At 40.1% G+C, this 22,187-nt stretch carries 18 protein-coding genes; 14 read left to right on the plus strand and 4 right to left on the minus strand.

Annotation, left to right across the window (positions count from 1 at the left end; translation table 11 throughout):
* Positions 1–15 precede the first annotated feature (15 nt).
* The 5 genes from nirK (at position 16) to IPM95_05585 (ending at position 6,927) form a co-directional block, all read left to right on the plus strand.
* The gene (gene nirK, locus IPM95_05565) at positions 16–1,500 is read left to right on the plus strand and encodes a nitrite reductase, copper-containing (protein ID MBK9328786.1); all 1,485 of its coding nucleotides are present in this window, start codon (positions 16–18) and stop codon (positions 1,498–1,500) included.
* 71 nt (positions 1,501–1,571) lie between these two features.
* On the plus strand, positions 1,572–2,276 hold the full coding sequence (locus IPM95_05570; GenBank protein MBK9328787.1) for a formylglycine-generating enzyme family protein: 705 nt from the start codon (positions 1,572–1,574) through the stop codon (positions 2,274–2,276).
* A gap of 21 nt (positions 2,277–2,297) precedes the next feature.
* A complete protein-coding gene (locus tag IPM95_05575; GenBank protein ID MBK9328788.1) occupies positions 2,298–2,915 on the plus strand; it encodes an SCO family protein in 618 nt (205 codons plus the stop codon).
* A gap of 166 nt (positions 2,916–3,081) precedes the next feature.
* Positions 3,082–4,977, plus strand: a complete 1,896-nt coding sequence (locus IPM95_05580; protein MBK9328789.1) for an ABC-F family ATP-binding cassette domain-containing protein — start codon at positions 3,082–3,084, stop codon at positions 4,975–4,977.
* Positions 4,978–5,079: 102 nt separating this feature from the next.
* A complete protein-coding gene (locus IPM95_05585) occupies positions 5,080–6,927 on the plus strand; it encodes an alkaline phosphatase D family protein (GenBank protein ID MBK9328790.1) in 1,848 nt (615 codons plus the stop codon).
* A gap of 204 nt (positions 6,928–7,131) precedes the next feature.
* Here the strand turns inward: IPM95_05585 and IPM95_05590 are convergent, their stop codons facing one another.
* Both IPM95_05590 and IPM95_05595 read right to left on the minus strand, forming a co-directional pair.
* Entirely contained in the window at positions 7,132–10,680 is a 3,549-nt protein-coding gene (locus IPM95_05590; protein ID MBK9328791.1) for a tail fiber domain-containing protein, read from the minus strand.
* Positions 10,681–10,707: 27 nt separating this feature from the next.
* The gene (locus tag IPM95_05595; GenBank protein MBK9328792.1) at positions 10,708–12,510 is read right to left on the minus strand and encodes a T9SS type A sorting domain-containing protein; all 1,803 of its coding nucleotides are present in this window, start codon (positions 12,508–12,510) and stop codon (positions 10,708–10,710) included.
* Between the two features lie 156 nt (positions 12,511–12,666).
* Between IPM95_05595 and IPM95_05600 the strand changes: the two genes are divergently transcribed.
* From IPM95_05600 to IPM95_05615, 4 genes are all read left to right on the plus strand, one after another.
* Entirely contained in the window at positions 12,667–12,927 is a 261-nt protein-coding gene (locus IPM95_05600) for a hypothetical protein (GenBank protein MBK9328793.1), read from the plus strand.
* A gap of 117 nt (positions 12,928–13,044) precedes the next feature.
* Positions 13,045–13,722, plus strand: coding sequence for a helix-turn-helix domain-containing protein (locus tag IPM95_05605; protein MBK9328794.1), 678 nt, complete (start codon positions 13,045–13,047; stop codon positions 13,720–13,722).
* A gap of 319 nt (positions 13,723–14,041) precedes the next feature.
* A complete protein-coding gene (locus IPM95_05610) occupies positions 14,042–14,272 on the plus strand; it encodes a hypothetical protein (protein MBK9328795.1) in 231 nt (76 codons plus the stop codon).
* 6 nt (positions 14,273–14,278) lie between these two features.
* A complete protein-coding gene (locus tag IPM95_05615) occupies positions 14,279–14,641 on the plus strand; it encodes a hypothetical protein (protein MBK9328796.1) in 363 nt (120 codons plus the stop codon).
* A gap of 273 nt (positions 14,642–14,914) precedes the next feature.
* Here the strand turns inward: IPM95_05615 and IPM95_05620 are convergent, their stop codons facing one another.
* A complete protein-coding gene (locus tag IPM95_05620) occupies positions 14,915–15,604 on the minus strand; it encodes a transporter (GenBank protein MBK9328797.1) in 690 nt (229 codons plus the stop codon).
* A gap of 221 nt (positions 15,605–15,825) precedes the next feature.
* Here IPM95_05620 and IPM95_05625 point away from each other — a divergent pair, with 221 nt between their 5' ends.
* The 5 genes from IPM95_05625 to IPM95_05645 all read left to right on the plus strand — a co-directional run bounded on the left by IPM95_05625 (position 15,826) and on the right by IPM95_05645 (position 21,473).
* Positions 15,826–17,079, plus strand: a complete 1,254-nt coding sequence (locus IPM95_05625; protein ID MBK9328798.1) for an NADH:flavin oxidoreductase/NADH oxidase family protein — start codon at positions 15,826–15,828, stop codon at positions 17,077–17,079.
* 293 nt (positions 17,080–17,372) lie between these two features.
* On the plus strand, positions 17,373–17,480 hold the full coding sequence (locus IPM95_05630; protein MBK9328799.1) for a PhoD-like phosphatase N-terminal domain-containing protein: 108 nt from the start codon (positions 17,373–17,375) through the stop codon (positions 17,478–17,480).
* Positions 17,481–17,566: 86 nt separating this feature from the next.
* Complete coding sequence (locus IPM95_05635) at positions 17,567–20,059, plus strand: hypothetical protein (GenBank protein ID MBK9328800.1); 2,493 nt, start codon at positions 17,567–17,569, stop codon at positions 20,057–20,059.
* A gap of 58 nt (positions 20,060–20,117) precedes the next feature.
* Positions 20,118–20,390, plus strand: coding sequence for a hypothetical protein (locus IPM95_05640; GenBank protein MBK9328801.1), 273 nt, complete (start codon positions 20,118–20,120; stop codon positions 20,388–20,390).
* 216 nt (positions 20,391–20,606) lie between these two features.
* Positions 20,607–21,473, plus strand: coding sequence for a hypothetical protein (locus tag IPM95_05645; GenBank protein ID MBK9328802.1), 867 nt, complete (start codon positions 20,607–20,609; stop codon positions 21,471–21,473).
* A 104-nt stretch (positions 21,474–21,577) separates the two neighbouring features.
* Here the strand turns inward: IPM95_05645 and IPM95_05650 are convergent, their stop codons facing one another.
* Entirely contained in the window at positions 21,578–22,150 is a 573-nt protein-coding gene (locus tag IPM95_05650; GenBank protein ID MBK9328803.1) for a hypothetical protein, read from the minus strand.
* Between the last annotated feature and the right edge of the window lie 37 nt (positions 22,151–22,187).

Here is a 22,187-nt window from a genome sequence, read left to right on the forward strand (position 1 = left end):
TCTAAAATCAATCTTATGAAAACGAAAAATCAGTTATTAAAAATCTTGCATTATACCCTGCTTTTGCTTTGCATTCCATTGTTCATGACATCGTGCAAACAAACCGGGAGCAACAGCAATGAAACCATCTGGTCAACGGAACCTGCAGATAAAATAGTGGGCGAAGAAAAGGCCATACTGACGGATCCTCCAATGGTACCTCCCGCCATTACCCGCAACCATGCAACCAAAGTAATCGTTGATCTGGAAGTCATAGAAAAGGAAATGGAAATCATGGAAGGGGTGAAATATATGTTCTGGACATTCGGGGGCACCGTGCCGGGTAAATTTATCCGTGTCCGGGAAGGAGACCTCGTGGAATTTCACTTAAAGAATCACCCGGACAATAAACTGCCTCACAATATCGATTTGCACTCGGTAACCGGTCAGGGCGGCGGGGCATCTTCCACATTCACCCCTCCGGGACACGAAACCGTATTTTCCTTCACAGCAATCAATAAAGGATTGTTCATTTATCACTGCGCTACCGCTCCGGTAGGGATGCATATTGCAAACGGTATGTATGGCCTGATATTGGTGGAGCCTAAGGAAGGGCTGCCTAAAGTAGATAAGGAATTTTATATCTGTCAGGGTGACTTTTATACCAAAGGGGCTTACGGTGAATCCGGAACACAACCATTTGATATGTCAAAAGCACTGACGGAAACGCCTGATTATGTCCTGTTCAATGGTAAAGTAGGTGCATTAACCGGCGACAATGCCATAAAGGCAACGGCAGGCGATAAAGTGCGTTTATTTATCGGTAACGGCGGTCCCAATCTGATATCCAGCTTTCATGTCATCGGGGAAATATTTGACAATGTGTATGTGGAAGGCGGTGAACTGATCAACCACAACCTACAAACCACGCTGGTACCTGCCGGAGGATCAGCCATAACAGAATTCAGGTGTGAGATTCCCGGTAACTTCATCCTGGTTGACCACTCCATTTTCAGAACCTTCAACAAAGGTACATTAGGTATATTGAAAGTGGAAGGGAAAGAGAATAAGGCAATCTATTCAGGACAGTTAGACGATAGAATCTATCAAAGTGAAGGCGGTGCCATACAGAATATGCCGGAAGCAGCTAAAGGCCCTGTAAAACAACTGACAAAAGATGAGCGCATAGCAGCAGGTAAAGCGATTTATGCTTCTGTCTGCCAGGCTTGTCACCAGGCTGACGCGAAAGGAATACCAAACTCCTTCCCTCCTTTAGCTGCATCTGATTACTTTAAAGGCAACCCGAACAAAGCCATTAATGCGGTCGTACACGGTTTATCTGGAGCCATCACGGTAAACGGCAAACCTTATAACAGCATCATGCCTAAACAGACATTAAGTGACGAAGAGGTGGCGAATGTAATCACTTATGTTATAAATAATTTTGGCAACGGAGGCGGAGAAGTCACTCCGGCACAGGTGATAGCCGCCAGAAAATCAGGAAGCGCAACTGCTGAATAATAATGAGGATAGTAATTACGATATGCTTATCTGGTCTTTTCATCTTGTCATTGGGACAAGTTCCTAAAAATATGGTTTACATAGAGAGCGGCACGTATGTGCCGCTCTATTCTTTGGATTCAGGTAAAGTGAAGGTGAAAGCATTTTATATGGATATCTTTCCGGTTACGAATGCAGATTTTGAGAAATTTGTGGCGCAATATCCGGAATGGCAGAAAGGGAATGTTAAAGCCATTTTTGCAGACAGGAAATACCTGCACCACTGGCAGTATAAAAACAAGACCGGTAAAGGTTCAACAGCGCTAAAGAACAGCCCGGTGGTGAACGTTTCGTGGTTTGCCGCCAAGAAATATTGTGAATGTCAGGGCAAACGGCTGCCTACCGTCAATGAATGGGAATATGTGGCGCTGGCAAATGAGACAAAAAAGAATGCCTCCAAAGACAATGGATTTTATCAAAAAATACTGGATTGGTACAGCAAGCCCACCACATCCGCTTTAGCGAATGTTGGAAAAGGTTTCAGGAATGTTTATGGCATATACGATATGCACGGACTGGTTTGGGAATGGAACCTGGATTTCATTTCCGCGTTGGCCACCAAAGACTCCAGGGACGGGAACAACCTGGATAAAAATGAATTCTGCGGAGCCGGTTCAAAAGGCTCGAAAACGCCCGGGAATTATGCCGCATTCATGCGGTATGCCATGCGTTCCAGCTTAAAGGCAAGCTACAATATTCAGAACGTTGGATTCCGGTGCGTGAAGACGGCAAAATAATTAACTCTAAAAAAAAGACACATGAAAAATATACTACTATGCCTTGGCTTTTGTGCCTTGTTCATTGCATCCTGTAAAAACAATACAGAAGAAAAAAAGGAATGCTGCAAGAAACCGGAATCAACCGCGCCTGCAACTTTCAACAGTGACATAACACTGCATGATATCGGTTCAGTATGGACAACTCAGGACAACAAAACGATGCTGCTGAAAGATATCCAATCGACCGTAATCGTAGCCGCCATGATCTTTACGAATTGCCAGGGTGCCTGCCCCAGGATTACGGCTGACTTGCAGCGTATCGAAAAAGCAATTCCGGCGGACAAACTGAATAAGGTAACGTTTTTACTCATCTCCATGGATCCGGAACGGGACACCCCCGAACAATTGACTGTCTTCGCAAACGAACACCAGTTGGATATGAAACGATGGATACTGTTGACGGGCAGCGAATCGGATGTACTGGAAATCAGCAATGTGCTGAATGTACGTACCAAAAAGAATGAGGATGGCAATTTCGACCATTCCAACATCATACACATCATCAACAGCAAAGGCAATATCATCCATCAGCAGGTTGGGTTAGCGGTAGAACCAACAGAAAGCATAGAAAAAATCAACGAACTGCTATCCGAATAAAACAGAACAATATTAAACGGCAGTCCGTTGAATTGATTAGCTGCTCCAAATAACCCATGTACGATTCACGACAGGCTGCATGTAATATATTGCCTATTAATAGTTTATTAATAGTATGTACATTTGTGGCTGCAAAATTTATCTTTAAAAAAAGTAATTTTGCGCCATGTTACAAGCCTCTAACCTTTCTATCATTTTCGGAAGCCGGATTTTATTCGACAATGTCACCTTTACCATCCAGCCAAGGGACAGAATCGGATTGGTAGGTCGCAACGGGGTCGGTAAATCGACTTTACTGAAAGCCATTAACGGCGAGCTGTCTCCGCAGGAAGGGACGATCTCCAAACCGGGCGGCTATACTATCGGATTTCTAAAACAGGAAATCCGCGGACAAAATGAACCGACCGTTTGGCTGGAAGCGCAAACGGCCTTTAAGGAAATCAATGTGCTGCAGGAAGAACTGGATAAGATTCAGCACCAGCTGGAAACGCGCACAGATTATGATACGGATGATTACATGAACCTGTCACAACTTTTCTGTGACATCAATGACCGTCTGGTGCACCTGGATATCGATGATAAGGATAAAAAAACGGAATTGGTATTATTAGGCCTGGGTTACCAGAGAGAGGATTTTGAAAAATCGCCGCATACCTTTTCCGGAGGTTGGGCCATGCGTCTGGAGCTGGCAAAATTGCTGTTACAGAATCCCGACCTATTGATGCTCGATGAGCCTACCAACCACCTCGATATTGAATCCATCATCTGGCTGGAAGAATTCTTTCAGCGATACGAAGGCGCCATCATCCTGGTATCCCACGATAAATCTTTCCTCGATAATGTATGTAATAAAACCATTGAGCTGGAACTGGGTAAGATGTATGAATACAAGGCCAATTATTCCAAATACCTGATTTTAAAGGAAGAGCGAAGGGAAAAACAGCTGCAGACATTTAAAAACCAGCAGGACCAGATCAAACAGATTGAACGCAACATCGAACGCTTTAAGGCCAAGGCGAGCAAAGCGAGCATGGCGCAGAGTTTGGTGAAGAAGCTGGATAAGATGGATATCGTGGAAGTGGAGCAGGATGATGTCCGCTCCATGCGCTTTCAGTTCCCGATGGGACAGCAAAGCGGCAAGGTGATTGTTACGGCAAAAAACCTGGCCAAGAGCTATGGCGACAAACAGGTTTTCCACGATGTCAATCTGGAAATAGAACGCGGCGACAAGGTGGCTTTCATCGGCAAGAACGGAATGGGAAAAACAACGATGGCGAAAATCATCGCAAAAGAAATCGAATCTTCTTCAGGGGATTTAACCATCGGGCATAATGTGAACATTGCCTTCTTCGCTCAGCATCATGCGGAGCAGCTGCCCAAAGAACTGACCATCCTGCAATACATGGAAGATACCGCGCCGAATGAGGTGCGCGCGCAGGTGCGCAATATCTTAGGGGCGTTCATGTTCAGCGGCGATGATGCCACCAAGAAAATATCCGTACTGAGCGGAGGGGAACGCGCCCGTGTTTGCCTCGCACATTTATTGCTGCATCCAAGCAATGTGCTGATCCTCGATGAGCCGACCAATCACCTGGACCTTCGTGCAAAAGACGTATTGAAAGATGCCATTTCCAAATATCCGGGAACGGTGATCGTGGTATCGCACGACCGCGATTTTCTGGCCGGGATGACCAATAAGGTATTTGAGTTCAGTAACGGGGTGGTGAAAGAACACGCGGGAGATGTCAATGACTTCTTTGAAGAACGACGACTGGCCAATTTCAGGGAAGTAGAATTAAGTCCGCAGGCGACGGTCAGCAGTCCACAGAAAAAAGAAGATGTTAAACCCAACAACCAGAATCAGGATAAACAACTCAAGAATAAAATTTCAAAACTGGAAGAAGAAATATCCATCAAGGAGTTTGATATCAAAAAAATCGAAGAAAAGATAGAAGCGCTTTCCGAAAATGGCAAATACGATGCAACTGTTGTGGAACAACTAGGTGCAGAAAAGAAAGCATTGGAAAAACGGATGCTGGAATGGGAAGGATTGCAAACCTGAATCAGTTAGCCTCCTGATATCTTACCGGTTTAGATTCAACGGAATGAAATATTCCTTAATTTAGCAGGGAATTACGTACCTTAAACAAATAACGCTTTCCATATGAAAAGATTATTACTTATAGCCATTGTTTCATATTTTACCATCGCCGCCAGCCAGGCTCAGCCAAATGATTACACCAATCGTTCGGCACTGGATTCTTCCCTGGCGCCATTTTATCACGGAGTGGCGTCCGGTGACCCAACCCCCAATGCGGTTATTATCTGGACCCGGGTGACACCGGATGCTCCGGGTGTGGTGAACGGAACCTGGCAGCTTGCCACGGATACCTTGTTTGCCAATGTAGTCCAAAACGGCGTATTCACTACGGACAGCAGCAAAGACTATACGGTAAAAATAGATGTAAGCGGCTTACAGCCCAATACCTGGTATTTTTATGAATTCTCTGCCGGCGGTCGGAATTCCCTGACAGGCCGGACCAAAACGGCACCGACAGGCGGCAGCAGCCAGCTTCGATTTGCCTTTGTTTCCTGCGCCGATTATCCTGCCGGTTATTACAATGCCTATGAGGCCATCCGGAAGCGCAACGATATCGATGCCGTCCTCCATTTGGGCGATTATATCTATGAATACAAAGACGGTGTGGTAGGAACCATCCGCGAACAGCTTCCGGACCACGAAATCATACGACTGGCGGATTACCGGCTTCGCCATTCCACCATCAAACTCGATCCTATGCTGATGCGCCTGCATCAGCAATTTCCCTTCATCACTGTATGGGATGACCACGAAACAGCCAATAACTCCTACAGGGATGGAGCGGGTAACCACTCCCCCGGCAGCGAAGGCCCCTGGACTGACCGAAAGGCGGCCGGTCAGCAAGCATACGATGAATGGATGCCCATTCGTTTGCCGGAACCAGGCAATGCAAATAAGATATTCCGAAAGATCAGCTACGGCAACCTGGCAGACATCTTCATGCTGGACACCCGACTGTATGCGCGCACCAAACAGAGCAATGCGCCGGATGATACCTCCAAACACATCATCGGTGAGGAGCAGCTGGATTGGCTGAAAAACGAATTGATCAACTCTACGGCCACCTGGAAAATTTTGGGACAGCAGGTGATGGTGGGACAACTGACGCCTTTCGGCATTACACTCAACAGCGACCAGTGGGATGGCTATACGGTCGACCGCAAGAAACTATTTGACATCATCCTGAACAACAATATCCAAAACGTAATTGTGCTGACCGGGGATATCCATACCGCCTGGGCGATGGACCTGCCTTATAAAACGGCCAATTACAATCCTGCAACCGGAGCCGGATCGGTGGGGGTGGAATTTGTCTGCACCAGTATTACGACACAGTCTTCACCGGTGCCACTCGACCCTGTCTACGACCTGATAAAAACGCTGCTGCCGCATATAAAATATGTCGACCTGTATAAGAAGGGATTTGGTATACTCGACCTGACAGAAGCACAAGCACAGGGCAACTTCTTTTCTGTCAGCCGTATTGACCGCATCGATACGGCCAATCGCTACGAAACCGGTTTTTATACGTTACCATCCACCCGTTGGCTGAAAAAAGCAACGGCTGAGTCACCTTACAACGGCGTTAAACAATATTTTGCACCCTTAGACCCGAGGGCCGATATTTCAACCGGCATCCACCATACCCCGAAAAATATGGTCATCCTGAGTGCCTATCCCAATCCTTTTATTGACAGGATTTTTCTTCAATATAATATTTACCAGTCTGCAACTGTCTCTTTTGAGGTCTATGATATGACCGGTAAACTGGTAAAAGAAGTCAGCTTAGGAAGCCAGACAAAAGGATTACATATAGAAGCGCTGGACCTCAGTGATATTGCCAGAGGTAACTACAAACTGGTGTTGCGCACTGGCAACGAATTCATGGAAAAAAGTATACAGAAATTTTAAAGGAATCAATAATTATGAAAACGAAGGGAATCTGAATAATTATACGATACATAAAAACCATGCGATTTTTTCTAGACTTTTAACTAACAGCCCAGTAAGCATGGGAAATTTCCTAAATACTTATATGAAAAAGGCATTCTGTCAAGTAAATCTACTCCATCTAAAGTCTGTTGCTAGTCTTATTTCATTGTAATACAAAAAATATCATTTCTTGTACTCTGCATTTGGCATCAAAAGAGATAATATTCTTTTTAAATCATCCATTTCAGCTTTTAAGTCATTCATTTGCCGGATATCTGCCTTTGATACTATCTCTTTTTTCAACTGTTCATTTTCTGTTTGTAATGCCATTATCTTTTTATACAACTCCTGTGTAGCAGATACATTGAGCATGGAAATCGCGTCATAATCCACTACTTTAAAATCATTGACCATCTTACCGTATACAAAACAAATGCCGTCTGCCAACTGCAAGGTTTTTAATTTAAATCCTGATGGATTTATCTCAAATATGGTATCCGTATGTGCTGCGCCCTGTATATCAATAATCTTGACAACATCACCGGTATTTAAGCCATACTGTTTGTGCATGTTTAACAAAACCAGATTTTCAGAGACAGCTGCAGCGGTATATACATTTGGAATAAAATTAGTTGTGTTGCTGATTGCCTGCGGATAAACAGATTCAACCTGTTGTGCAATCACTTTTTTGAAAGGCCTGTTTGTATTTCCTATAGTGTCTATAAAATGGTAATCCGATATTTCAATCTGATTGAGTGCAGTGAGGTCTTTAGATGCATCGGAAAGATGTATGTTCTTTTTAATTCGTCTGTCAGAAGCAGCTATAAAGTAATTGTCAGTCATTATTGACTGAGGTGCATATATCGCCACATTTGCAGTGCTGTTGCTCCAGCCAGACCAGGAACCGCCGTATGGATCATCATACCATCTGTTCCAGCCTGTCCAGGAAGTAGATCCTTCTACCAATAAAGGATAACTAGTAGGTGCAGTACCTCCAATATGAACCGAAGAATTCAGATAAATGTAGTTTGCATACAAATCTTGCAGCGGATTGGAAGCACTACCTAATCTCAAATAAGTTGGATTGGCACCACCTATCGGGTTTCTTGGTAATATGTAAGGATTACTACTAGCGCCGGCATCACCAATATAAATATTCCCTACACCCTGAAAATAGTTATTTTTTAAGAAGAAATTACCTAAATCATTCTGTTGCTGATTAAACCCACCCCATGTACTTATTTTTCTATTAGTTCCATCTGTGTTAATACCCACTATATTGAGCCCTGCTGCAAAAGTTGCTGTACCTATTACGCCGTCATTTGCATCAGCAGAACCATTAGTAAGCTTAATTGCATTGTTTACTTCTAATTTTCTCGCAGGTGCAGCAGTTCCAATACCTACGTTTCCTGTGCCATTCGTCTGCATAAGAAGATATCCTGTTGATTTTGAATCAAGATAGAGAGCATTTGCAGCGTTTGAACCTGTAGCTTTTATGCCATTGTATGTTATGCCAACACCGTAAGTACTGTTGTTTGCCATAAACGTTGCTATTTCGGTAGTGGATGTATTATCTGCACTCTTTACAAAAAGTTTTGAAGTCGGTGCAGTAGTATTTATTCCTACATTGCCATCGCTCCTAATTCTCATTCTTTCATCGGATTCTGTCGCATCCACCAAACTTGTATTGTTATTGACTACATTAAATGTTATATCGCCCTTATCATAAGCATCTGTTCTTTGAAAGCCAATAGATGCTTTACTGGTAGATATATTTTCCGATCCTAAACCAATAAAAGTAGAATTCCCTGTTGTAGTATTAGATTGGGTGAATCGGGCAACATATTGGTCGGCTGCACCAGACTTAACTGTCTGTAAAGGAGCACTGGGGGTTGTTGTCCCTATGCCCACATTGCCGTTTCCTAATATACTCATCACGGCAACTTCCGGCGTTGCAGTAGCTCCGTTTCCTAAGGAAATATCCAACTGAGATTGTGCATTAACGCCACTGGTAGCATAAGAACCTAATTTAAAATCAGCGGATAAGGGCCATTTGGTTCCATTTGTTCCCGGCATTGCCAATCTAATCCCGGTAGCTGTGGGGGTACCAGCAGGAACCGCAATCCCGGGCGATACTACCACCAGAGGTACAGCAGGTGCATTATTTGCAAAATTATAGGCATTATCACCGGCTCCGCCGGTATGTCCACCCAACCCTATGTTGCCGGTTACATACTGGTTATCAGTACTGATAGCCGTTTCATCGGCAGTAGTTGCTTTTATCCAATCTGTAACCGTTGCTCCGGCAGCATTGGTTACATACCATCTGGCAGCCCCGGAAGAGTATTGCAGGGTGATGCTGCCATTGGCTGCAATTAAGGTAGCTGCTCCGCCGCTCGTTAAGACGCCCCCGGCAGTATTATTATTAGAGATTTTTAATTTGATGGTTGTTGTATTTACTAGCGTAATAATCTGACCGTCCACACCATTGGCAATAGTATTTAACGTCATAGTGCCGGTAGGGGCTCCTGTAATTCTGTAAAAGCTATTTTCCGGATTTGCAGTTGTTAATGTAACAGTAACTGTTGGGTTGGCACCAGCCACTGCAATGGATGTACCTTCGCGCAGTGCTAAGTCGCCTGCCACATCCAGTTTAGCAACAGGTGTTGTCGTATTAATACCCACATTCCCATTGCTTTTAACGGTCATAATATTACCGAGAGATCCACCGTTTGATGTGATATCCAGAAAGTTACCTGTTTGAGCTGCAATTCCTTTTATCTGGAAGATATTTTTGGCTGCATTTTTACCGCTTACTACCTCCAGTAAAGAACCTGGAACTGGCGTTGCTCCAAAATTATAATCTGTTATTTGAGTAGAATCTGAATTAATTTGAAAACGATTTAAGGTAACATCATTCCCATAGCCACCACCCATAAGCGTTAAATTTCTTCTATTATTATCTGTGTTAAATTGCAAATAAGTGGTAGTCGCATCATCTGTCCACCCAAGACTATTGGATACTAAACGCATTCGACTTTTTACAGCAGGTGTTCCTCCACTACCTTGAAAAATAAGACCTTCATCGTTGACAGGATTAACAATAGATGGTGTTCCTGAAGTTGTTTTGATAGTTATCCAACCTTCTAGGTTACTTCCGCCAGGTGCTCCGTTATTGAAATCACCAATTCCAATCTTGGCATTTACGTACTGACTATCCAAAGTGCCTGCCGGATCACTAGCCGTGTTTGCTTTAACCCAATCAGGCAATACACCACCTGTAGAGGCACTTAAGATATACCATCTGCTTGTATTGGTTGAAAATTGTACAGTTACACTGCCACTTACAGGAACAGTTAAAGGTGTACCAGTTGCTGTTAAAATACCATTAGCAGCATTATTATTAGTAATATTTAATTTGATACCAGTAGTGTTTACCAAGGTAATAATCTGACCGTCCACGCCATTGGCAATTGAATTTAACGTCATGGTGCCGGTAGGAGCGCCTGTAATCCTGTAAAAGCTATTTTCCGGATTTGCGGTTGTTAATGTAACAGCAACTGTCGGGTTTGCGCCAGCAACTGCAATGGCTGTACCTTCGCGTAGTGCTAAGTCGCCTGCTACATCCAGTTTAGCAGCGGGTGTGGTATTGCCTATGCCTACATTTCCAGTTTGTGCATTTGCGATTATTGTAAACAACAATACGCTTATTGATAGTACTGTATTTTTCATAACAAAAGATTATTATATTTGTGAATACTATTTTTTAACTAGTTTTTTGCTTTCTATAATGCCATTACATTCAAATTGAATAACGTATGTACCTTTCGCCATAGAGGTATTCGTTAAACTTATTTGATTGTATCCTTTCTGTAAATTAGTTTGGTATATAAACATTTGCTGGCCGATAACGTTGTATGAACTATAATTTAAAGCAGTTGAAGCAGGGGTATAGATATTCACAAAAGATTCACCATCAGAAGGATTAGGGTAAATGTCTGAAATAGAAAAAGTAGTATTCGATTGGAGGTGAGTATTTACAATATACGTGTATTTGTACATGTTGTCGAAATCAATTTGCTTCAGTTTATAATAATACTCTATGTCAGGCTGAACATTATAATCATTTAAAAGATAATTATGCGGCGTGCTGGATGTGCCGCTTCCATTTACTTTGCCAATTTGTATAAAATTAATACCGTCCGTACTCCGATACACTTCAAATTCCTTATTATTTAATTCAGATGCAGTTGACCATGAAACCTTTATAAAGGTATTGTTGATGGGTTCTGCTTTTAAACCGACTAATTCTACTGGCAAAGCGGTTTGTGTATTAAATTGGGTGCCATGAATTCGAAAGGTAGAAAAGGATGTTTGACTATTCAGTATTAAATCCAGGTCTGTATCATCAAACTGACACCATATGTAGGAAGTTAGATGCATAAATGGTACCCAATTCCCACCGGCTGACGGCGCAGGCTGAAGATTCCCTCCAATTACACCGTCTTTTGCTATCACCCTGACTCTTTTCCCCTGATAAGGAGTACCGCAACCTGCAGGAATCGTATAATAATTAGATGCATTATTGACATCCAATACACTACCCGGATGCAAGGTAATTCCATATGCATAACCGGATGTATCACCACTCGGTCTGACTATCCACTCATGAGATAAATCCATGGAAGATTCCAAATTATACCAGTCAAAAATTCCGTCAGGCATACCTACACAACCTGAATAATTTTGTTGTCCCGGCCCGGGATCTTTACCTACATCACAGAGGATATTACGAGTAAAAGGAGTTATACTGCCAGGTCTGATATATGCTACAAAATCCATATCGGGATTACTGGTAAAATTGAGTTCAAAGGCTTCCATACCGTCTAATGCTGATGGTGCAACTCCAATCGGGAAATAAAAGGCGCCGGTAGTTGTAGCTTTTCTTCTTAGTTTTCCTTCTATATATTTTTCTGTTGCACCATTTCCCGTACTATTACCGGACAATGAGGATGAAATCCCGTTTTTCAGATATATTTCATAAGAGTAAGTACTGCCGTCATTATTGGTAAATCCAGCATCATCTGTTCGGATATGACCAGAATTGTTGAATAGAATTTTACTGGAAACTTCTACATTACTGGCCAGTTCTACTAGTTGTGTAGCTGATTTTTGAATAATAAGATTGTAGAAATCGTTGTTACCTCTGAAATCTCCGTTGATTCGTTGTGCAGCGTTGCTTGCATAAGGAGCTGATGATGAAAGAAAAACCTCATCACCTGTTGTAACAAACAAATGACCGGCGATAGTAGAATCTAATTTAATATTACCGGTAAACTGAGTTTCTGCAGCCTGATTATCATACGTCCCCTTAATAGTGACATCTCCATCAACAAAAAGTGCTACAGAGCTATTGGTGTTGTTATAATTCCCTACAGTACCCCCGGAAGCATTACGGATATATAATGTACCATTTGTACCATTATCAATAAAAAGCTGTGCATGTGCGGAAAACCGAAACAAAAATAGAGCTGACAAGGATAATGTGTAGAATCTTTTCATCTAAATGATTAAGATGCAAGTTACTTATATCCAAGTACTACATTCAAGGTAGAATGTGCATATAATTTAGCACATCACGCATTTTTCTGTATTGTATACTCATTTTGCAGTAAAAATATTCAATTAGAAAATTGAAATTCTTACCTTTTAGGAAAAATGATGAAAATAAATAGTGCAATTATCAGAGGTTTATTAAAATCATTAAAAAACAACGGTTGTAATATTTCCAAGTTTACATTTATAGACATCCAGGATATTTTCTCCATACACAAGGATAATGAACACATGATTGATGCCTCCTTGTTGTTTCAGTTAATATCTGAAATAAAAAATGAATTTCCAGGCTATGAAGGATTTTCCCGTTTGCTGAAAAATATGCATGTACTGGATATGGGTTTACTTGGCCATTATCTGTAAACCTGCAAAAATATTTTTACTTCCTATGAAAAACTGATTGAATATCAACTATTATTTTCCGATTTTATAGAGTTTAAATACAAAAGGGTACATGAAGAGATAGCATGGAGTGTTCAGATGCCCTATCAATTGTATCATGAGAAATATGACATGGAGAGTTTGTCGGATTTCGAATTGTTATACCGGCTGAAAATTGTAGAAACACTTTCTGCTAATGTCATCCTGCCCAGCAAGATTGAATTATTTTACAACAAAGATAATTCAAAAAAAAGAGTAGACTTTTTCTCAGATTTATGTAAATGCGAAGTCACTTACACCAAGCAGCATAACATATTGTATTATAATGCGGAAGACCTGAATCAAGATATACATTATGAAAACTACACTTTATACACAAACCTGAAACCGGTATTGGGTAAAAATATAAACTCTTTGTACTACGGCAAAACATATAAGAATATGATCAGGTCAATACTGTTAAATAACATCGAACATTTCCCGGTCCCTATAGATTTCATTGCCCGCAAACTGCATATTTCCGTCAGGAAGCTCCAGCTAATACTTAAAAATGAAAACACCAGATACTCAACCATTGCTAATGAAGTTATCATTATTATGGGAATCGAATACCTGAACAGAGGCAAAAAAATAAAAGAAATATCTTCAAGATTAGGGTACAAAGAACAAGGTTCATTTACGCGCATATTCAAACAAGTCACAAATATAAACCCTGTTGAATATTTACAATTAACTCCGGCGGAGAAAAATAAACTTATTAATGATCTTTCCAATTAAGTATACAGCATACTAACGGAAACATCCTGAATATAACACTTTCAGGAATATTTCCCAGACAAAACTGTTTTCTGTTTATAATCAAGTCCATGGAAACTTCTTAAACTGTTGCTCTGTTATAAAACCTTATTCATGCAGAATCCGTATTTAATGGTATTTTATTGAAACACTATTGTTTTCTTTTAGTTAGCTAAAATAGATTTACAAAAATTGTTCTTGTAATTTTAATTTATTACTATGAAAAAATGACTGCTGCTTTCTTGTCTATTATTCACTTTACCAAAAACTAAAGGCACAAAATTTTCAAAAACCTCTTTCATTGGTCAATAAATACCTCAAGAAATTCGACAACGGCTATTACGGCTATTTTGAAGTAAATGACGGTTACATCAACGACCGTTTTAAAGCAGGTAAATATAATAAATTTAAAATGGAAGATATGGAAGCTGCGGTCATCCAGGAACAATACAGCCGTGTCATCTTTAAATGCAAAGGTGACAACAAATTTATCTCTGCCGACTGGAAAGAAAATGGCAAAGAAGAATATTAACAACTTATGCAAAGCGGCAGTTACAACTACCAGGAACTTGCTGGACTGTTAAATGGTTTCAGAGATGCCTATTTAGATAAAAATCAAACACTTGCAAACAGCACAGCTGAATCTGCCAAGTACGGCAGAGACCAAATAGCAAAAGAACGCCAAAAAATCAATTCTTCGAAATACGATTATGATTATGATGAAGTCTGGGGTGCGCCTGAATCTTCTGCTGTATACTTGAACAAGTCAAATAAAGAAAGTCTAACAGCATCAGCAAGTGGTAAAAAACATCAAATTCCATTACAGAAATTAAACGACTATCTTAAAACATACAATGCAGGAACCTACAGGGATGCAGCAGTTAAAGACGGAAAAGTATAATTTGCATTTTTTTTGTACGGTGCAAAATATAATTCTTCCACATAGGCATCAACGAACTTAAAAACAATACAATTATCACAATTGGCAAATCAGCAGGTTCATCTGTAGTTGATGAAGTTAAAATTTCCTGTAAAAGTGGAAGCAAATGCTTTTATTACACCTATAGTATAAGCACAACTGACCATTTCAGATTCTACAGCAACACAGTATAAGATTTAACTAAAATGGAACAACCCGTAAATGCATTTATAAATTATTTGAAGTAAAATCATTTTATCTGGGAACTCGAAAGGAATAACCTAATGATGCGTACCAGCCTTTTATAAAAGGATATAATTGGAAACCACCGGAAATATCAAACTGCATATTGTTTTTTATCAGATACGCAAGTCCTGCGTCAAAGCTATGTGTTGAAATAGCATTAACAGGAAAATCGCCAAAAAACTCATAATACAAATACCATTTATCGCTCAGATTAAACCCATTGGCTAGTGTATAAATAAAAGCCGGATTCGGTGAATCACCGTTCCATTCCATACCAATATTATAACCCAGTGAAATATTATTCTTTAAAGTATGATCTAAGGAAAATCTGAAATTGGGTGCAAAATACTTTGTTCGCTGATTTTTAGTGGAAATATAAGGAATAGCTAAATGAGCAATAAACGAGATTTTCGGTCGTGCTTTTCGTTCCTCACAAATAGCGGTTTTAAAGCCTAGTTGTACCGGTGCAAGTCCTACCCTGTACTTTCCGGAATCATCTTTTATCGTACCTACATCTGTAATCAGACGAATTTCTGTAGATTTAAAAATGCCTGCTTTCCATAAAATAGTTGGATGTACAAACGACAATTCTTTCCGCTGACTCTCTATATTAAAACCCATTTCCATTTGGAAATATTTAAACGGTACCACTTCCGGTGTTTCCGTCTGATCTGGTCTGTCAGTTGAAATTGGTTCCATTTCATTATTTTTAGTTTCTTGCGCCAACAAGGAAATAGTGCTAAAAAAACAAACTAGCAGTACAATATACTTCATGTATCAAAATTAGAAAAAAACTAAGTTTAGTTTAATAATATTTTTAGGCTCACTTAAATTTGAAACACTACCCTCAATTTATACGTAGTCACACCAATTCCTTTTTTTATTTTCACTAAGTTTGTACCTTTATAAAAATTATACACATGTCCGCATCCTCTATTATTGCTCAGTCATATACGCTTAAAAACGGAACGCTCATAAAAAACAGATTATTAAAATCTGCCATGAGCGAAGCCTTAGGAGAAGCGAATGGCGCACCAAAAAGTGCGTTGGCTACACTTTACGGCACCTGGGCAAACGGAGGCATCGGTATTTGTGTCACCGGCAACGTCATGATTGACCATCGTGCATTAGGCGAACCGGGAAATGTCATTATCGAAGATGAAACCCACCTGGCGGTCCTGCATAAATGGGCAAAAGCCGCTACGCAAAACAATACACAATGCTGGGTACAGCTCAACCATCCCGGAAAACAAGCGCCAAAAGGACTGAATAAGGAAACTGTTTCACCTTCCGCCATTCCCTTTCGAAAAGATATGCAGACATTTTTCCCGACACCTCGTGCGCTTACGGAAGCAGAAATCCATGACCTTATACAACATTTTGCAAATGCTGCAGCCATCGTACAGAAAGCCGGTTTCTCCGGTGTCCAGATACATGGCGCACATGGATATCTGGTCAGCCAATTCTTATCTCCGCATCACAATATCAGAACCGACCAATGGGGCGGCAATCCTGAAAACAGACGACGGTTTGTACTCGAAATCTATAAAGCCATACGCGAAAAAGTGGGGGCAGATTTTCCGGTCAGCATAAAACTGAATTCAGCGGATTTTCAGCGTGGCGGATTCACGGAAGAAGAATCACTGGATTTAATTCGCGTATTATCGGAAGCGGGGATGGATTTAATTGAAATTTCCGGCGGCACCTATGAAGCACCGGCCATGACGGGCATCCATACTCCTAAAGAACCGGTTAAAGAAAGTACCCGGCAACGGGAAGCCTATTTTTTAGTGTTTGCGGAGAAAGCCAGAAAAGTATGTACAACCGCATTGGCTGTGACCGGCGGCTTCCGTACTGCCGAAGGCATGGCACAGGCCATCTCCTCGGGTGCGGTGGATTTTGTTGGGCTGGCAAGATTACTGGCCATAGAACCGGATGCTCCTCATAAAATTTTATCAGGCAAATCAGTTCTTTCGGTTAAACCCATAAAAACAAAGCTAAGCATGGTGGACAATATGGGATTAATGGAAACAGCCTGGTACAGTGCACAACTTAAACGCATTGGCAATGGTAAAGCGCCTAATATACACATGAGTCCTTGGCTGGTTTTATTTAAAACCATCTATCACATGACTTTTGGAAAGAAAAAACCAACTAAGCTGAGAGCGTCCTAAGGCAAAAGATTCCTTATAAATTCCGTATGTTCCTGATGAAATCAACAGTCAGACAGGTCTGCCTTTCTGCAGGTTATCACATACTTTAAATGATAAAACCTGTTGCACTATTCAGCAGAATAATTTGCATCGGCAGCGTCCGGGGAATGAAATAATTCTTAATTTAGCAGGACGTACATACATAAAAAAATTAAATCCCTTTGATGAAAAAATCTTTTCAAATATTCATTGTTTCATATTTTACCTTCTCATCCGGCTGGGCTCAGCCCGATGATTAGACCAGTCGTTCCGAACTGGATTCTTCCCTGACACCGTTTTATCACGAAGTGGCCTCGGGTGATCCGACATCGGATGCGGTTATTATCTGGACCCGCGTAACGCCGGATGTGCCAGAACTGTAAACGGAAACTATTCCTGAAAAATACGTGATTAATGGTATGATTATTGCTTCAGAAATAAGTTACTTTTATTATTAAATACCCCCTGAGTGAAGAGTATCCTGTCCGTTCTAGTTTGGTTTTGCTTTATCCTGCATGCAAAAGGCCAAAACGTATTTGGCTTCACCTATTATACCAACGAAGAAGATTCCGTTATCGTCACCGGTGTTTTGAAAAACAGCCCGGCCGACAAAGCAGAATTAAAAGTCGGCGATTTCCTGAATTTCATCAATGACATTCCATTATCTTTTAAGAAAAAGGAGCTTCTGACAAAGGTACTGAGCGAGGCACCGGCAACGAACAATGAACTGAGATTTTTCAGAGCACCGGAGGTAAAGAAAACCATTATCCATAAAGCACCCTTAAGTTCATTTGAATTCACCTGTATTTCAGGCAACTGCATCAACGGTGAATGCATCGTCGAATCGGCGTTTGGATATACCATAAAAGGCAGATGCACCGACAATACCATTTCCGGAGCCGCCGAATGCTATAATACAGATGGCACATTGTATTACAAGGGCAATATGTTGAAAAACAAATTTGAAGGAAATGGAATCCAGTATACCGCTAATAAAATAAAATTTGAAGGTGCTTTCAAAAATGGCCTTCGTCAGGGTAATGGCAAAATCACTTATCCTGATAATTCTTACCTGACCGGTTTCTGGAAAGAAGATAAGATTGAAGGCAATGCACAATTCTTTAACGCCAATACAAAACAAACCAGCAACAGGATTTATAAAAACGGCAAGATGGAACAGGAAACCAAAACAGATGTTCTTGCTGAAAATAATACTGCAGCTAAACCAACTTCAACTGAAACAATAAAAACAGAAATAAAAAATGTAAAAAAGAATCCAGCTACAACTTTGAAAATCCTGGAAGCAAAGAGTGGTTATATGTGGTCTACGAATTTTTTCAGTGAAAAATATCCCAATACCATACCCAAAAAACAAAAACCTCCATTTGAAAAAACGGATTATAAAGCGCTCGCATCTGCTGCCAGCTTAACTCCTGAGACACTTAAACTGGTTGTGGAACAATGTGCCTATGAAAACTGGCCTTCATTCTATAAAAGTTATACGGATATCAATACGCTCTTCAAATTTGCATTCCGAAATTTAATGTTTGAAAAAGTTTTAACGTTCAGGGCAGATAAAGATAATGGCGAATACAAAAGCTATGGACAATACACCATAATTTTTATCAGAAATGATGACAATAAACATGCTCCGAAAGAAATGCTGTCAGATGACGGTATTGGTTTCTTTATGTGCGTAGATGCTGAAATACTGCAAGACTTTATGAATCCTGTTTATAACTATACGGCATTCACCATTGATAAACCGTTTAAAGGCGGTGGTTTTGGAAACTGGCAATCAAAAAAAGCCGCATATATACAGGATATGAAAAGTATTGAAGACCAGTATTATAACCTTGGTTTTGCCATCACTGACAAAGAACTGCAAACTTCTCTTGGATTGTCAGCTGCTGAATTTAAAAAATTAAAAGATTTGTGTGCTGTACAATATCGGCCTGATGGATTGAAGACTGAACAACAAATTATTGATGCACAGCGGAATGCCGTTTTTGTAGATATGAAAGTTTATCAGTTGGCAAATTTAGGAGGGACACATTTAATTTATGTGCCCAAAAATGAAAATTATCACTTAGCACAAGACATGCAACCCAAAAGCAGTGAAGGCTGGTATTTTTGCACAAAAAGTAATGTAGATATAAATAAACCTGATGCTTCCTACATCAGCAGTATAAAAGCAACCACTGATGCGAACATGGAAAAATACCGCATAGAACAGGCAGCCCGTGAAGAAACGATGAAACAAGATGCGTATGCAAAGGCATTATGGGCCGAGAAAAACAAATTTAAGGGTGTCATCATTTATCAATTTGAAGAATGGGATGACTTTCAGAAAAAACAGGATTATTCATACAAAGTCGTTTCCATTTTCGGTCCTCCAAACCAAAGCTTACTGAAAGAAGATAAAATAAAAATTGATAAAATAGTTGGCGCAGATATCACCAAAGAAATTGCTGCACCTTTTAAACCCGGCATGGATGAAGCGCAGGCAATTGAATATGTTAATTCAAAAACCAATTCACATCGTTTTTCTGTTAATACCAATTTTTCCTACACCATTCCGGAAAGAAACTCTATATCAAACGCAGATGAGTTAAAGAAAACAGATGCTGAACTGGCTAAAAATCAGCAGGAAAGAGATAAACTTTACAAGGAAATGATGGAAAGCAATACATCGGAAAAGATGGAACAATCCATGAAAGCCATGACGGATATTTTATCAGCTCCAAAAAAAGAAATTCCAAGAAATACATCTTTAGAAGTTATTTCTATCGATACTTCTGATAAAAATTACACTCAGTTAAAAAAATATATTGGAAAACAAGGCACTGCCAAAACATCTTTAAAAATAAACAGTGAGGGCACCTATTCCGGCATGATAGAATTTACATTTGATTTTAATGTCATTAACTTTGAGAAGGTAAATGTAAAAATTGTTCCGTAAGCCGATGTATATGAATATCTGGAAATTGTTAATTGCGCTGTTTTTTATACTAATGATAATGGTTGCACTGTTTATTTATAAAACGGGTAAAATTGACAGCGAGGCATATTACGTACTTTCATATAAAGAAACCGTAAAAGCCGTGTATCCGGTGCGTGGCAGACCTTTACAGCGAACTGCCAGACTTAACGACAGTATTACTATCGACGTACCTGCCGCATTTACCGCATATATTCAGGCAGGAGATACGATTTGGAAGGAAAGAAATTCAAACCGGATTGTATTAAAATCAACTCAGCTGAATAAAACATTCGTCACGACAAAACGATGAGCACGAATTATAACACAAAATTACGGCAACACCATTAATACAAACTAAGAAAATGCTTAACTTAGGCATACTCATAAAAGGATTACATAGGATTATCAGATCTCATTGCTGTCGCACAAGGAACGTATAAACCGGTGTTGTGCACAAACAATGAATGGCAGTAGAAAAGTATTCAGAAATTAAAATAAATAAATCAAAAACTAAAAATAAATCAGCATGAAAAAATCAATCCTTGCATTTGTATTACTACTGCTTTGCATGCAAAGCATTTACGGACAAACATATAAGATTCATTTAGAAAAAATCAACAATTACTTAAAGACTTTTGACAACGGCTATTACGGCTATTTGGAAATAAAGGACGGCTACCTGTATGACCGGTTTCCTTCGGGAAAATACAGCAAATCGGAGATAAAATTTTTAACCAACGCCTATGAATCGGAATTCAGGAGGAAAGTAACCCTAGATTGTACAGACAAAAAAGAGTGCGTTTATTCTACGTATACAGACTCCTATCACAACAGTATAGGTTTTTCCACCACTACAGATTTCAATACAAAAGAATTAATTGATCTGTTAAATGCATTTTTAGCCGCTTACAAAGGAACATCCAATACGATCACAAATACAACCGTATCTACAAATACACTCAACCCGGCAAAAACAGACCGGCAAAAAAATGCCAGAGAAAGACAGCAATATGCTTCCTCTTCCACCTACAGCCAAATTTTTTCAGACGAATTAAAAAAGCTGAATGAATACCTTAAATCCTTTAATCCGGAAACGTATGACAAAGTAGAAGTGAAAGAGGGCAAAGTATATTTTTATTTTAAAGTATACTCGATGGTATATAATTCTTCTATTAGTATAAGCGATTTGATTCAAAACACTACAGTTCAAAATGCAAAGTCTGTTGGTGAATTTGGAAGTGCTGAAATAAAGATCTTTTGCAAAGGTGATAAAAAGTGCTTTTATTCCACTTACAGCAATGGATATGCAGACCATTTCAGGTTCTTCAGCAAAACGGTAAAAGATCTGACAAAAATGGAAAAACTCATCAATGATTTTATAAAATCACTGTAATATACAGTTTTACTTGCAGGAAAACGGGGTGGTGTTCAGTCAGGAATAATCCTGGGAATCAGACAACAACGGATTTCTCACTTCTGGAAAACCATTCACTTAAATCAGCGAACCCCCATCTTCACAGGCACATCCGGCACCAGATTATAGGCAGCATCTATTAATTTGAATGTTACATAATCGCTGCTGACATTCACCCGTACCCAGCCGTAGTGAAATTTTCCGGTAATCGGATTTTGTAATAGCACCGGTATATATCGATCCCCTGCTCCGGCATAGCCATAAATATTCGTATTAAATTTAGCTGCAATAATAAACCTTTTTCCCCATTTAACTGCAGAACCAAGTTTCTCCGGAGCCTCTCCCTTTTGCAGGGAAACTGATCCAAAAACGATACCGAGATTCTGTGTTGAATCAATGTATCCCGCTCCGTTGTCGATAGCGATGAAATAAATGGCGGCAGTATCCCCTGCAGCATTTCTACCCGCTAAAATTCCAAAATCCGATTTGGTGTCCAGGTTAAGATCAAAGGAATCAATCGTGGCTGGAAGTGCAGAAATGACTGTCTTATTGAAACTGGTGTAAATCACAGTAGGATCATCTTCTGTTTTATTGCAGGAAACAGAGACGACTGAAACAGCCACTAATAGGATGGGAAGGAATTCTATCTTTTTCATAATAATCGTATCAAGTGATAAATGGAATGATTAAAGT

The sequence above is a fragment of the Sphingobacteriales bacterium genome, from assembly GCA_016719635.1.
Lineage (GTDB): Bacteria > Bacteroidota > Bacteroidia > Chitinophagales > JADIYW01 > JADJSS01.